This window comes from Methylobacterium sp. Leaf87 (assembly GCF_001422775.1).
GTDB lineage: Bacteria > Pseudomonadota > Alphaproteobacteria > Rhizobiales > Beijerinckiaceae > Methylobacterium.
The window spans coordinates 1-13994 of the sequence record NZ_LMMI01000009.1 but is presented as its reverse complement, the minus strand read 5'-3'; the positions used below and the strand labels follow the sequence as shown (position 1 = coordinate 13994).

13 protein-coding genes and 2 pseudogenes are annotated in these 13994 nt (G+C 71.4%); 9 read left to right on the top strand and 6 right to left on the bottom strand.

Annotated features, from left to right (window positions below; translation table 11 throughout):
• The first annotated feature begins 98 nt into the window (after positions 1–98).
• On the top strand, positions 99–1520 hold the full coding sequence (locus ASF22_RS07145) for an MFS transporter (protein WP_244473732.1): 1422 nt from the start codon (positions 99–101) through the stop codon (positions 1518–1520).
• Between the two features lie 5 nt (positions 1521–1525).
• On the top strand, positions 1526–2449 hold the full coding sequence (locus tag ASF22_RS07140) for an EcsC family protein (protein ID WP_244472995.1): 924 nt from the start codon (positions 1526–1528) through the stop codon (positions 2447–2449).
• Between the two features lie 223 nt (positions 2450–2672).
• Here ASF22_RS07140 and ASF22_RS07135 read toward each other — a convergent pair whose 3' ends face one another.
• Entirely contained in the window at positions 2673–4058 is a 1386-nt protein-coding gene (locus ASF22_RS07135; protein ID WP_244474223.1) for a leucyl aminopeptidase family protein, read from the bottom strand.
• 167 nt (positions 4059–4225) lie between these two features.
• Here ASF22_RS07135 and ASF22_RS07130 point away from each other — a divergent pair, with 167 nt between their 5' ends.
• Positions 4226–5068 (top strand): tetratricopeptide repeat protein, encoded by an 843-nt coding sequence (locus ASF22_RS07130; protein WP_056262838.1) that lies wholly within the window; start codon positions 4226–4228, stop codon positions 5066–5068.
• A 1-nt stretch (position 5069) separates the two neighbouring features.
• Here ASF22_RS07130 and ASF22_RS07125 read toward each other — a convergent pair whose 3' ends face one another.
• From ASF22_RS07125 to ASF22_RS07115, 3 genes and pseudogenes are all read right to left on the bottom strand, one after another.
• Positions 5070–5759 (bottom strand): metallophosphoesterase family protein, encoded by a 690-nt coding sequence (locus ASF22_RS07125; protein WP_056262835.1) that lies wholly within the window; start codon positions 5757–5759, stop codon positions 5070–5072.
• Between the two features lie 229 nt (positions 5760–5988).
• Positions 5989–6792: pseudogene (locus tag ASF22_RS07120) on the bottom strand (transglutaminase family protein); the annotation flags it as partial.
• Positions 6793–7096: 304 nt separating this feature from the next.
• On the bottom strand, positions 7097–8299 hold the full coding sequence (locus ASF22_RS07115; protein WP_200927110.1) for an aminotransferase class I/II-fold pyridoxal phosphate-dependent enzyme: 1203 nt from the start codon (positions 8297–8299) through the stop codon (positions 7097–7099).
• 167 nt (positions 8300–8466) lie between these two features.
• Here ASF22_RS07115 and ASF22_RS07110 point away from each other — a divergent pair, with 167 nt between their 5' ends.
• The 6 genes from ASF22_RS07110 (at position 8467) to aat (ending at position 13266) form a co-directional block, all read left to right on the top strand.
• On the top strand, positions 8467–9279 hold the full coding sequence (locus ASF22_RS07110; protein WP_200927106.1) for a DsbA family protein: 813 nt from the start codon (positions 8467–8469) through the stop codon (positions 9277–9279).
• Positions 9280–9379: 100 nt separating this feature from the next.
• Positions 9380–9859, top strand: a complete 480-nt coding sequence (accB, locus tag ASF22_RS07105; protein ID WP_056169636.1) for an acetyl-CoA carboxylase biotin carboxyl carrier protein — start codon at positions 9380–9382, stop codon at positions 9857–9859.
• A gap of 13 nt (positions 9860–9872) precedes the next feature.
• Positions 9873–11228, top strand: a complete 1356-nt coding sequence (gene accC / locus ASF22_RS07100; RefSeq protein ID WP_056262832.1) for an acetyl-CoA carboxylase biotin carboxylase subunit — start codon at positions 9873–9875, stop codon at positions 11226–11228.
• A 161-nt stretch (positions 11229–11389) separates the two neighbouring features.
• The gene (locus ASF22_RS07095; RefSeq protein ID WP_056262829.1) at positions 11390–11695 is read left to right on the top strand and encodes a hypothetical protein; all 306 of its coding nucleotides are present in this window, start codon (positions 11390–11392) and stop codon (positions 11693–11695) included.
• 435 nt (positions 11696–12130) lie between these two features.
• Positions 12131–12466 (top strand): hypothetical protein, encoded by a 336-nt coding sequence (locus ASF22_RS07090; protein ID WP_056169490.1) that lies wholly within the window; start codon positions 12131–12133, stop codon positions 12464–12466.
• Positions 12467–12597: 131 nt separating this feature from the next.
• On the top strand, positions 12598–13266 hold the full coding sequence (gene aat, locus ASF22_RS07085; protein WP_056169488.1) for a leucyl/phenylalanyl-tRNA--protein transferase: 669 nt from the start codon (positions 12598–12600) through the stop codon (positions 13264–13266).
• Between the two features lie 73 nt (positions 13267–13339).
• On the opposite strand, the gene ASF22_RS07080 is transcribed toward aat, so the two are convergent.
• Complete coding sequence (locus ASF22_RS07080) at positions 13340–13639, bottom strand: hypothetical protein (RefSeq protein WP_156647629.1); 300 nt, start codon at positions 13637–13639, stop codon at positions 13340–13342.
• 70 nt (positions 13640–13709) lie between these two features.
• Positions 13710–13994: pseudogene (locus tag ASF22_RS07075) on the bottom strand (oxalate/formate MFS antiporter); the annotation flags it as partial.

Here is a 13994-nt window from a genome sequence, read left to right as displayed (position 1 = left end):
AGCGCCGGGCTTGAGAGGAGTTCCATTCCATGGCTGCAAGCCGAGTGCGTCACGCGCCGCGCCTGCGCGATTTCGCCCGCGATCCGCGTATTCCGCTGATGCTGGCGCTGGGCTTCTCGTCGGGCCTGCCGCTCCTTCTCGTGCTCGGCACCTTCTCGACGCGGCTCGCCTATTCGGGCGTCGACATCAAGGCCATCGGGCTCTTCAGCTACGTCGCGCTCCCCTACACCCTGAAGTTCCTGTGGGCGCCGCTCATCGACCGGTTCGACGTGCCGGGGCTGACCCGCCGCCTCGGGCGCCGGCGCGCCTGGATGGTGACGACGCAAGGCGCCGTCGCCGCCGCCCTCGCCCTGATGGCCTTCGCCGACCCCGCCACCAGCCTCGCGCTCCTCGGGCTGGGGGCCTTCCTCCTGGCATTCTGCGCCGCCACGCAGGACGTGGTCATCGACGGCTGGCGCATCGACGCCGCCGGCACGGATCTCCAGGGCGTTCTCGCCGCCACCTCGAACCTCGGCTACCGCTTCGGCCTCATGTCGGCGGGGGCCGGCGCCCTGTTCCTCGCCGCCGCCTACGGCTGGCGCGCCGCCTACCTGCTCATGGCGGCCCTGATGCTCGTCGGGCTCGTGGCCGCGCTCCTCGCCCCCGCCTTCGACCGCACGGGGGACGAGGCCCGCGCCGCCGCCGCCGTCGAGGCGGCTGCCGGCCGTCCGGCCAAGGTCTGGAGCTTCAGGGGCGCGGTGCTGGAGCCCCTCGCCGAACTGCACGCGCGCCTCGGGCCCGGCCTGTGGGCGATCCTCGTCCTCGTTGCGCTCTACCGGATGCCGGACTTCATCTCCGGCGTGATGGCGAGCCCGCTCTACTTCCAGGTCGGTTTCACCCTCACGGAGATCGGCGCCGTGTCGAAGCTCTACGGCATCTGGGTCGGCATCGCCGGCGCCTTTGTCGGCGGCTGGGCGATGCAGCGCTTCGGCCTGTTCCCGACCCTCGTGGTCGGCGCCTTCCTGGGCGCGGCCTCGAACCTCGCCTTCTCGTGGCTGTCCTTCGGCGGGCCGGAGGTCTGGCGCCTGACGGCGGCGATCTCCATCGACAATTTCTGCGGCTCCTTCGCGGGCATGGCCCTCATCGCCTACATGTCGAGCCTCACCGCACCGGGCTTCGCCGCGACCCAGTACGCCCTGTTCTCCTCGCTCTACGCCCTGCCGGGCAAGCTCGTGGCCGGCACCTCCGGCTACATCGTCGCCGCCTACGGCTACCCGGTGTTCTTCGCCATCACGGCGGCGGTGGGCATCCCCGTGGTGGTGCTGTGCCTGTTCGTCGGACGGGCCGGCGAGCGCAGTGCCGCAAAGGCGGCCGGGATCGCGGCCGAGGCCGCCGCGAATCCCGCGGCGCTGGCCGACCCGGCCGGGCCGGAAGACCTGCCCGACGCTCGGGGCGGGAACCATCCGCGCGGCACCGGGCTTGCTCCTTCCGATCCATCCGCCGTCCCGGCGCCCGGCCCCCGCATGAGACCGCAGACGTGAGCAACATCTTCCTCATCGACGACACGAGCGCGGCCACCCCGGCCACCCAGGACGCCACCCTGAGCGACGCGGACGCCGCCGCCCTACGCCGGGCGGTGCGAACCCTGGAGAATCCCGGCCTCGCCGCGCGTCTCTCGGCTGCCGCCGGCGCGCCCCTCGACGCCATCGGCCGCGCCCTGCCGGAGGCGGTGACCGGGGTCGTGTCGCGGGCGACCGAGAGCGCCATGCACACCGCCCTGCGGGTCGCCCTCGCGACCCTGCCGGAGAAGACCGTGCTGCCGGCCGACGGCACGAGTCTCGTCGAGGCGATCGCGGAGGCCCCCGTGGGGGCGGGGACGCGCCTCGGCCGCCTGCTGCCGTCGAGCGACTTCGCCCACAAGGCCATGGCGGCGATGTCGGGCGCCGTCGGCGGGGCCTTCGGACTCGCGACGCTGGCAGTGGAACTGCCGCTGTCCACCACCCTGATGCTGCGGTCCATCGCGGGGATCGCCCGCGAGGAGGGCGAGGATCTGGCCGAGCCGGAGAACGCCCTCGCCTGCGTGCAGGTGTTCGCCCTGGGGACCCGCGGGGCCGAGACCCCCCTCTCCGAGAGCGGCTACTTCGCCGTGCGCGCGGCGCTGGCCAAGACCATGGCGGAGGCGGCGCGCTACGCCGGCAACCGCGCCCTCCTCGACGAGGCGGCCCCGGCCCTCATCCGGTTCTCGGCGCAGATCGCCGCCCGCTTCGGGATCGTCGTCTCGCAGAAGGTCGCCGCCCAAGCCGTGCCGATCCTCGGCGCCGTCGGGGGTGCTGCCGTCAACGCCGCGTTCATGGACCACTTCCAGGCCATGGCGCGGGCCCACTTCACCGTGCGGCGCCTGGAACGCACCTACGGCGCCGCCCTCGTGCGCAAGGCGTACGACGCGGAGAAGGCGGCCACGGCGGCGTGACCCCTGGAGAAACGATGCCGGCCGCATCCGCCGGAGCGGCGTCGCGTCCTGGTGTCCCGCACGATCCAGACGGGCTCTGGTTAGAGCCTGGGAGCCGACCCTGCACCGGGATCGTTCCAGGCTCCCGTACGCGCCCCCGGAACCCGGCATCGTCAATCGGACGAGCGGTGTGTTTCCCGATCTCGGGTTCTGCGGCGTGGCCCCGGGATGCGTTGGTTCAATCCTATGTCCCGGCCGGATAACGCTGCGCCAGAAGGGCATAGACGAGCCGCGCTGTCTGTACCTCGCCGCCCTCGGGACGACCGGGCTTGGTCGAGGGATTCCAGCCGTAGAGGTCGAAATGGACGTGCGCCCGGGTGGCGGGCGCGAAGCGGCGCAGGAATAGCGCGGCCGTGATGGCCCCCGCGAAGGGGCCGCCGGGGGCGTTGTTGAGGTCGGCGATCTTCGAGTCGAGCAGACCCGCATAGGGGGCATGCAGAGGCAGGCGCCACACCGGGTCGAACGCCGTCCGGCCCGCCGCCGCGACGGCCTCGGCCAGGACGTCGTCCTCCGTGAAGAACGCCGGCAGGTCCGGGCCCAGGGCCACGCGGGCCGCCCCCGTCAGGGTGGCGAAGTCGATGAGCAGGTCGGGGGCCTCGGCATCGGCCAGGGCCAGGGCGTCGGCGAGGATGAGGCGCCCTTCCGCGTCGGTGTTGCCGATCTCGACGGTGAGGCCGGCGCGGCTGCGCAGCACGTCGCCGGGCCGGAAGGCCGCGCCCGAGACGGAATTCTCCACCGCCGGGATGAGGACGCGCAGGCGCACGGGCAGATGCGCCCCCATCACCATGGCGGCCGCGGCCAGCGCCGCGGCGGCCCCGCCCATGTCCTTCTTCATCAGCAGCATGCCGGCGGACGGCTTGATGTCGAGACCGCCGGTGTCGAAGGCGACGCCCTTGCCGACCAGGGTGACGCGGGGGGCGGCGGCATCGCCCCAGGTCAGGTCGATGAGGCGCGGCGCGCGGGGCGAGGCGGCTCCGACGGCGTGCACGAGGGGGAAATCGCGCGCGAGTTCGTCGCCCGACACCACCGTGACGGCGGCGCCGTGCCGTTCGGCCAGCGCGCGCGCGGCCGCCTCGATCTCGGCGGGTCCGAGGTCGTTGGCCGGGGTGTTGACGAGGTCGCGCCCGAGCGCCACGGCGGCGGCGATGCGGGAGACCGCCTCGGCATCGACGCCCGCGGGGGCGACGAGGCGGGGCAGGGCGGGGCCGGCCGGAACGGCTTCTCCGGCGGGAACGGCCTCTCCGGCCGGAACGGCCGCACGGTAGCGGGTGAAGCGGTAGCCGCCGAGCAGCCACGCCAGTGCGGCTTCCGTGCCGTCGAAGCCGGTGCCCTCCAGGCGGTAGGTGCCGGGCGGAAGCGCGCCGGCCAAGGTCCCGGCGAGGAGCCGTTCGCGGGCCGGGTTCGCCTCGCCGAGGCCGAACAGCGCCCGCGCCAGGGTGCCGTCGGGCCCCGGCAGCAGGGCGATGCGGCCGGCCTTCGGCGTGAAGCCCGTCGCTCGGGCGTAGGCCGCCTCGCGCGGATCCAGGGCGGCCTCGATCCGGGGCCAGTCCGACGACCCGACGCCGGTGATGGGAATGGCGGAGGCGTGGTCGGAGTCGGGGGCGAACAGGGAGGTCAGGGCTAGGGCTCCTCAGCCGTGGGGCGGGATTAACCGCTGCTTAGGGTTAACGGTCTATCACCCGGAGACCGGCCCCGTGAAGCAACGGCCGGCGGGCAAGGTTGAGGCGGAGTCGCGCAATGGTCAGGCCGCGTTTGGCATCGGCACGGACGCTCCGGCGCCTCGCGGGGATCGCCGCTCTGGCGCTCCTGTCCAGCGCCTGCACCCGCCAGGACGGCCCCGAGACCACTGGCTCCCTCGGCGGTCTCTCCCTGCCGCGCCTCGGCCGTGCGCCCGCCAACGTGGTGTCCCGCCGCGAGGTCGACGCCATGGGCGAGCGCTACACCGCCGATCCCAACGACGTTCCCCTGGCCCTGCGCTACGCCCAGGCCCTGCGGGCGACGGACCAGCGGCCCCAGGCCGTGGCGGTGCTTCAGCAGATCGCCCTGCGCAACCCGAAGAACACGGCGGTGCTCGCCGCCTACGGCAAGAGCCTGGCCGAGGTCGGCCGCTTCACCGAGGCCGCGGAGGTCCTCCAGAACGCCCACACGGCGGCCCAGCCCGACTGGCGCGTGCTGTCGGCCCAGGGTGCCGTCGCCGACCAGCTCGGCGACCACGCCCGGGCGCAGGGCCTGTACGAGGCCGCCCTCAGGATCCAGCCGGACGATCCGGTGATCCTGTCGAATCTCGGCCTGTCCTACGCTCTGGCCAAGCGCCTCGACGAGGCCGAGGCCACCCTGCAGCGCGCCGTCGCCCAGCCCCGGGCCGATGCCCGGGTGCGCCAGAACCTCGCCCTGGTCTACGGCCTCAAGGGCAAGTTCACGGATGCCGAAGCCGTGTCCCGCCAGGACCTTTCGCCCGAGGAGGCCGCCGCCAACACCGTGGCTCTACGCGCCTTCGTCGCCCAGCCGAACGCCTGGAAAGCCATCAAGGCCTCGGACAAGGCGAAGCCCGCCGGATCGAAGGCGGCCGAGCGCGGCTGAGTCACATCTCCGCGGCCACCTGCGCGTCCACTTGGAGAATCTCCACCGGTCCATCCTGACCGTCCGAGAACACCCCCGCCGTGAGGGTGGCGCCGAAGACGCAGGCCGTGTCGAGGTTGGTCCGGTGCGGGCGCAGGTCCGGTCGGCCGTCCATTTGCGGCGTGTGGCCATGGACGACGTGGCGGCCGAAATCATAGTCCGCCGAAAGGAAAGGCTCGCGGATCCACAGCCGGGTCGGCTCGTCCGGATCGATGCCGGGCCGGCCGGGGCGGAAGCCCGCATGGACGTAGTAGCGGCGCGCATCCTCCCAGACCGTCGGAAGGGCCGACATCCAGTTCAGCACGTCGTGGGGCAGGGCCTGCGGATCGCGGGTGCCGAAGGAGCGCAGGGTCGCGACCCCGCCGTTCTCGAGCCAGGGCGCGCTCCCGAACCCGTCGCGATAGGCGGCCAGCATCAGGCTCTCGTGGTTGCCCATGAGGCAGGTGACGGCCTCGGGCTCGGCGGCCTGAAGGGCGCGCAGGGTCGCGACGACCCCGGCACTGTCCGGCCCGCGGTCGATGTAGTCGCCGAGGAAGACGAGGCGGCGCGGGGCGCCGGCCCGGTGCCGGTCGATGGCCGCGAGCAGGCGCCGCAGGGCATCGGCGCATCCGTGGATGTCGCCGATGGCGTAGGTGAGGCCGCTCTCCGACACGGGTGGCGCCGGCCGCTCAGGCGACCTTGGTCAGGCCGGCCGTGGCCTTTGGCGTGTTCACGGTCGCGGCCTCGGTCGGAACCACGGCCGTTTCCGGCGTCTTGACCGGCGCGACCGCCGTCTCTGGCGTCTTGGCAGACCCGGCGGCCTTTTTCGGCCGATCCGTCGGCTTTCCCGTCACGGCGGCGGCTTCCTCGGCCGTGAGGATCGGCGTCGGGGACTCTCCCTCCTCCAGAACCTCGTCCGTGTGGACGTCGAAGCGCAGGAGCAGCGCCGTGGCGAAGCTCGTCGAGATGGCCACGTCCGTGGCGTCGCGGCCCCGGGCGATGACGATGCGGCCGATACGGCGGCGGTTGTTGCGCGCGTCGAACGTGTGCCAAGCGCCGCCGAGATAGACCTCGAACCAGGCGGAGAAATCCGGCGGCGGCACCACGGGCACGCCGATATCGCCGAGGTAGCCCGTACAGTAGCGCGCCGGAATGTTGAGGCAGCGGCAGAACGCGACGGCCAGATGCGCGTAGTCGCGGCAGACGCCGCGCTGCTGGGTGTAGGCGTCGTGGGCCGAGCGGGTGGCGTCGGCGTCCTGGTAGTTGAACTTGATGTGGCGGTTGACGAAGTCGCACACGGTCTGAACCCGGCCCCAGCCCTCCGGCCCGGCACCGAACAGCTCCCAGGCGATGTTCGACAGCTTGTCCGTGTCGCAGTAGCGGCTGCCGAGGAGGAACCGCATGGCCTCGTCCGGCAGGTCCTGCACCGGATGCTGCCTCGCGTCCGGCACCACGGGATCGAGCTCCCCGGAATCGTGCACGAGGAAATCCGTCGCCACGGTGATCCGGCCGGCCGGCGCCAGGATGCGGGTGGTGACGTTGCCGAAGGCGTCGAGATACTGGTGCGCATCCACCGGCGGATCGAACGTCATCACCTCGGGCGTCAGGATATCGCCCGCCCGCGACGGGTGTACGCTCAGCAGGAACATCATCGGCGTCGGCTGAAACGTCTCGTACGTGATGGCGTAACCGGTCCGGATCTTCATGATGGCGGCACTGCTCCAGTGCAAGCCCGAACCGGACTTGTCGAAATAGGGGTTAAGACGGAAACCGCCGGCAACTCTTTATCGTTGCACCGGCGTCGATCAATAAGTGTTGCGCCGGAAACTTATCCGAAACCAGACGCCGCCAAATCTCCCGGCAGGATGCAGAGCCCGGTACCGGGTGGCAAGGCAGCGCCGTGTTTTGTCGGTGCAGGGTTTCACGCGCCCGCCGGATCTTCATCGGTGTTCGCCCGAGAGCACCCCCGGGCCATGCCTCTCGGCCCATGCATGAAGAGGGCCAGCCGCCTCAGCGCAGCCAGCCCCGCAGGCGTCGCACGGCGTCGGCGCAATCCGCATGCGAGCCGGCGAAGGAGAACCGGACGTGGTGGCCGCCGTCGACGCCGTCGAAGTCGAGGCCCGGCGTCGCGGCGACGCCGGCCTCGTCGAGCATCCGCCGGCAGAACCCGGCCGCGTCGTCGGTGAGGTTCGAAACGTCGGCGTAGAGGTAGAACGCCCCGTCGGCCGGGTGGGTGCGGCCGAGGCCGAGGCCCGGAAACGCATCGAGCAGCAGGGCCCGGTTGGCGGCGTAGCCGGCCCGTACGGCCTCCACCTCCTCCACGGCGTCGAACGCCGCGATAGCCGCCACCTGGGACAGGTAGGGCGCGGAGATGAACAGGTTCTGGGCCAGGCGTTCCACCGGGCGCACCAGCCATTCGGGCACCACCATCCAGCCGATGCGCCAGCCGGTCATGCACCAGGTCTTCGAGAACGAGTTGATCACGACGGCGTCGGGCTCGTAGCGCAGCGCGGTGTCCGTCGGCACGCCGTAGGCGAGGCCGTGATAAATCTCGTCCGAGATGAAGCGGAGCCCCAGGGCGCGGGCCGTGGTGCAGAGTTCGGCGAGGCGCGCGGGTTCGATGACCGTGCCGGACGGGTTGGCCGGGCTCATCACCAGCACGCCGGAGAGCGGTGCTTGCGCATGGAGCGCGCGCAGGCTCTCGGTCGTCGGGGCGTAGCGGTCCGCCTGCCGCAGCGGCAGGGAAGCGGGCACGAGGTCGAGGGCATGCAGGATGCTGCGATAGGCCGGATACCCGGGCAGCGGCACGGCGATGCGGGCGCCGGCGTCGAACAGGCCGAGGAAGGCCAGGATGAACCCCGCCGACGAACCCGTGGTGACGACGATGCGCCCGGGCGCCACGTCGAGGCCGTGGGTGTCGGCATAGTGCCGGGCGATGCGGGCGCGCAGCGCCGGCAGGCCCAGCGCCTGGGTGTACGGCAGGGCGCCGCCAGCCAGCGCCGCCTGCGCCGCCGCGATCACCGCACGCGGGGCCGGTGCCGAGGGCTGTCCCACCTCCATGTGGACCACCCCGTCGCCCCGGGCCTCCCGGGCGGCGGCGGCGGCCATCACGTCCATGGCGAGGAACGGCGCGACGCGGGCGGCGCGCCGCGACGGCAGCAGAGGCGATGCGGCGATGGAAGACGCGGGGTGGGGCGTTGGCGAAACCGTCATCGCACCTCCGTAGAGCCGATCCGGCGGGACGGAAACAGTCCGGAGCCCGCGACCGAGATTGACCGGCCGCCGCGAAAACGCCTAACCCCGCCGATAGACGCACGCCCATCGTGCACGATCATCTTACGGCCGGTGGCGTTTTCATCCGGTCCCCTCCGCGAGGACGCATGCCCCTGCTCCGGTCCCTACTCACCTCCGCCATGCTGTTCGGCGCCTCCGCCGCGTGGGCCCAGACCACCCCGCAGGCCGCGCCGGCGGCGACTGCCCCGGCGGCGACCTCGGCCGCCCCGGTGTTCTCCGACACCCAGCGCCAAGCCATTGAAGCCATCGTCAAGGATTACCTCGTCAAGAATCCGGACGTGCTGCAGGAGGCCATCGCCGAGGGCGAGAAGCGCGCGCAGGAGACCCAGAAGCTGGCGCAGGCCGCCGCCCTGAAGGAATCCCGCGACACCCTCACCAATTCGCCCCACGGCGTCGTCGTCGGGAATCCTGCGGGCGACATCACCGTGGTGGAGTTCTTCGACTACAATTGCGGCTATTGCCGCAAGGCGCTCGGCGACATCCAGGCCCTGGTCAAGTCCGATCCGAAGCTGCGCGTGGTGCTGCGCGACTTCCCCGTGCTGGGCGCAGAATCCCTCGAGGCGAGCAAGCTGGCGCTGGCGGCCAAGCAGCAGCTCAAGGCCGACCGGATGTTCGAGTTCCACGTCAAGCTCTTGGAGACCAAGGGCCGGGTGACGGGCGAGCGCGCGATCGCCGTCGCCAAGGAAATGGGCCTCGACACGGCGCGCCTCGCCAAGGACGCGCAGGGGCCCGAGGTCAAGGCGGCGCTCTCCGAGAACGTCAGCCTCGGCGACAAGCTCGGCCTCTCCGGCACCCCGGCCTTCATCATCGGCGACGAGGTGATTCCGGGCGCCGTCGGCGTCGATCCGATCCGCAAGGTCATCGCCGATGTGCGCCAGTGCGGCCACGCCGGCTGCTGAAGGGCCCCCGAGCCGCGAAGCGCCCCGAACCCGGGAGACCGCGTCTCTCGATACGACACGATCCAGCCTGACGACGACCGAGCCGATGCCCAAGGAGCCGATGTCCAAGAACGATCCCTTCGATCCGGAGCTCGTGCGCGAGCTCGCCAAGCTCATCACCGAGACGGATCTCACCGAGATCGAGGTCGAGAAGGGTGACCTGCGCATCCGCGTCGCTCGCCGCATCGAGCCGGTCCACGTCCAGGTGGCGGCCCCCGCCCCGGCGCTCGCCGCCGTGGCTCCGCCGCCCCCGCCGGCGGCCGGGCCGGGCGCCGTGCCCGAGCGCACCCGGGCGGGTGCGGGCCATCCCGGCGCCGTGCCCTCGCCCATGGTCGGCACCGCCTATCGCCGCCCGTCGCCGGACGCCAAGGTGTTCGTCGATGTCGGCTCCAAGGTGGAGGCCGGCGAGAAGGTTCTCCTCATCGAGGCCATGAAGACCTTCAACGAGATCGTGGCCCCCCGCGCCGGTACCGTCACGGCCGTCTTCGTCGAGGACGGCCAGCCCGTCGAGTTCGGCGAACCCCTCCTCGTCATCGAGTGAGGCGCGAGGCACCATGTTCGACAAGATCCTGATCGCCAATCGCGGCGAGATCGCCCTGCGCATCCTGCGCGCGGCCAAGGAACTCGGGATCGCGACCGTCGCCGTCCATTCCACTGCCGATGCCGACGCCATGCACGTGCGGCTCGCCGACGAGAGCGTGTGCATCGGCCCCCCGGCCGCCCGCGACAGCTACCTCAACATCCCGTCCATCATCGCCGCCTGCGAGATCACCGGGGCGGACGCGGTGCACCCCGGCTACGGCTTTCTGTCGGAGAACGCGCGCTTCGCCGAAGTCCTGGCCCATCACGAGATCGGATTCATCGGCCCGAAGGCCGAGCACATCCGCATCATGGGCGACAAGATCGAGGCCAAGCGCACGGCGAAACGCCTCGGCATCCCGTGCGTGCCGGGCTCCGAGGGCGGAGTCGAGGACCCCGTGGAGGCCAAGCGCATCGCGGCCGAGATCGGCTATCCGGTGCTGGTCAAGGCAGCCTCCGGTGGCGGCGGCCGCGGCATGAAGGTGGCGCGCTCCGAGGCCGACCTCGAACAGGCCCTGGGCATGGCCCGCCAGGAGGCCAAGGCCGCCTTCGGCGACGATGCGGTCTACCTTGAGAAGTATCTCGAGAAGCCGCGCCACATCGAGGTTCAGGTGCTGGGCGACGGGCGCGGCAACGCCGTGCATCTGGCCGAGCGCGACTGCTCGCTCCAGCGCCGTCACCAGAAGGTGTGGGAGGAGGGCGGTTCGCCGGCCCTCAACGAAGCGATGCGGGCCGAGATCGGCGGCATCTGCGCCCGCGCCATGCAGGAGCTGAAATACCTCGGCGCCGGCACGGTGGAGTTCCTCTACGAGGACGGCCAGTTCTACTTCATCGAGATGAACACCCGCATCCAGGTCGAGCATCCGGTCACCGAGATGATCACCGGGATCGACCTCGTGAACGAGCAGATCCGCGTCGCCGCCGGTCTGCCGCTGTCGGTGACACAGGACGAAATCAGCGTGTCGGGGCACGCCATCGAGTGCCGGATCAACGCCGAGCACCCGGCGACCTTCCGGCCGTCCCCCGGCCTCATCACCTACTTCCACCCGCCGGGCGGCCTCGGCGTGCGGGTCGATTCGGCGGTGTTCCAGGGCTACCGCATCCCGCCGCACTACGACTCGCTCATCGGCAAGCTCATCGTGCACGGGCGCACCCGCAACGAGTGCCTGATGCGCCTGCGCCGCGCCCTGGACGAGTTCGTGGTGGATGGCGTCGACACCACCCTGCCGCTGTTCCGCACCCTTGTGCGCAACGCCGATGTGCAGAACGGCGCCTATGATATCCACTGGCTGGAGAACTTCCTGGCGGCCGGGGGCCTCGACGAGCCGTAAATCTTCGGTTTTGCATCGGAACCAGCAACCGTGGCGGGAACGGCGCGGGGTCGACTTTCGTTCACCCGTGACATCGTGCCGCCGAGGCCGGTCGCCGACCAGGGCTGGTCAGCGTCACCTCCGGCGCAGTGCTCTCGCCCGTGTCCGCCGAGGAACCGTCCATGCGCCTCTCCTACGTTCTGATCGCCACCGCCCTCCTCGCCACCCCCGCCCTGGCGCAATCCTCGTCCGGCAATGTCGGCCAGCCCGAGCGCGGCGTTCCGCAGGCGGGCAACACCGCCGGCGGCCCCATCGACAAGCCCTCGACCCGCGACATGGCCCCGACCCGGACCGAATCGACGCCGGTGGGCGAGGGCGGCATGTCCCCCGGCGCGGGCTCCGTCGACTCGGCCAAGGGGGGCAACGCATCGGACCCGACCCGCGGGGCACCGAACACCGGCAGCACGTCCGGTGGTCCGGCCCAATAGACCGCCCCGCGGCGAGCCGGGTGTGACACCCGGCTCGCGAAACCGAACCGTCCGTCATTGGCCGGCTCCCCATGGGGCCGGCCTTTTTTCATGCGCAATCCGAGACGGTGTTCGGGCAAGCGCCGTCACCATCACGATCAATTGATAAGCAAAGAAATCCCCAGTTTGGGTCCGGTCGCGTGGCTATGCGGACCCGATACCTGCCGCTTTCCGCTCATTGCGGATGGTGAAGGCTCCAGAATCCCCCTGCATTGGGCGGCCACGGCAAGGGCGCCAGGGCCACGCGATGCGGCATTTTGCCAGCAAATAATTCGCTGGAACCGATTGCGCACAATCGACTTCTCTCCCCACACCGGACGGGAGACAGACAGTTTCCCAGCCAGGGCCATCGGCCCCGCGCCAACCGGACACACCATAGCATCCCGAAAGACACCCATGCGTTCCGTGACCCTCGCCGTCGCCGCCTTTGCCCTGTCCGTGACCGGCGCCCTGGCCCAGTCCCCCTCCGGCAATGTCGGCCAGCCGGAGCGCGCCGTGCCGCAGGCCGGCAACACCACGCGCGGCCCCATCGACAACCCGTCCGTCTACGGCGCCTATCGCAATCCCGAGACCGGCCTCGTCGACCTCGACGCGACGGGCAGCGTCGGTGCCCGTCCGCTCCCCTCGAACAGCGAGGCGATCATCGTCGACTCGGCCAAGGGCGGCAACGCCGAGCAGATCAACCGCACGGTGCCGAACCTCGGCACGACCTCGGGCGGCCCGGAGTTCTGATCGGCGGACCCGGTCCCGATTCGTCCAGCGGCGGAGCCTCCCGGCTCCGCCGTTCCGCGTTCGGAGCCCGCCTTCACCCTGGCATTCCGACGCGCACCACGCCAAAGTCTCCTCCATGCAAAGTCTTTTCCATGCATGACGCGGACCGCGTGGACATCACGCCCGAGATCCTGCTCAAGGCCTACGCGGCGGGCATCTTCCCCATGGCGGAGGATGCCGACGATCCGGCAATCTACTGGGTCGAGCCGAAGGCGCGGGGCATCCTGCCCCTCGACGGCTTTCACGTCGCCAAGCGCCTCGCCCGCACCGTGCGGTCGGACGCCTTCGAAGTCCGGGTCGACCACGATTTCGACGCGGTGATCGCCGGATGCGCCGCACCGCGCCGCGATGCCGCGCGCACCTGGATCAACGCCCGCATCCGCGACCTCTACGGCGCGCTCTTCGACGCCGGCCACGCCCACACGGTGGAGGTCTATGCCGAGGGCCGCCTCGTCGGCGGACTCTACGGGGTCTCCCTCGGGGCGGCGTTCTTCGGCGAGAGCATGTTCCACACCGTGCGGGACGCCTCGAAAGTCGCCCTGGTCCACCTCGTCGCCCGCCTGCGGACCGGGGGCTACCGCCTCGCTGACACCCAGTTCGTCACCGACCACCTGCTGCAGTTCGGCGCCGAGGAGGTGCCCCGCCACGTCTACAAGCGACGTCTCGCCGAGGCGATCACCGGCGACGCCGATTGGGATGTGTGGCCGCGCGGCGTGGTGGTCGACGGGCACACGGCGCTTGCGGCGATCGCGGCGCCCTAGCGGACGCGGGGTCCTGACGGACGCGGGGCCGGTGACCGATACGGTGAGCCCGCCCGGTGCAACGCATCGGCGCTCATCGCGCCATGGCCGACGGACCCTTCTGCGCGGGCAGGGGAATTGCGGCCGCAGGCACGGACGGTGCGATCGCCGCCGGCGTCGGCGTCAGGGCGTCGAACGGAAGCCAGCCCTCGAACGGATCCGGCCCCGCCTCGCAGCGGTGCCAGCGCCAGATCTGGCGGGCGACGTTCGGTGCGTACCAGCGTCCGGCCCGGCCCTCGGCGAGGACGATGCCGAGGGTGCGGTGCCTGAGCCAGACCCGGTCGACGTCCTGCGGGGCCGTGTTCATCCGGCGCCATTCGGGGGTGTGCTGCATGGTGGCTCTCCCGGAACGGATGCGGGGCCGGACGGATGTCCGGCCCCGCATGTGGAGGGTTCGAGGGGCGTCAGGCTGTGACGATGCGCGGGGCCTGGACGGTCTCGGGGGCGATCTGCGCCTGGGCCACGACCCGCTTGCGCCAGGGCTTCAGCACGGCGATGGCCAGCAGCGAGGCGAGGACGTTGGCGCCGGCCGCGACCAGGAACACCCCGTCCCAGCTCCCCGTGCTCTGCTGCAGGTAGTTGGCCACCGGCACCAGCAGGGCCGCCGTGCCCTTGGCGGTGTAGAGCAGGCCGGCATTGGTGGCGGCGAACTTGGTGCCGAAGGTGTCGGTGCAGGTCGAGGGGAACAG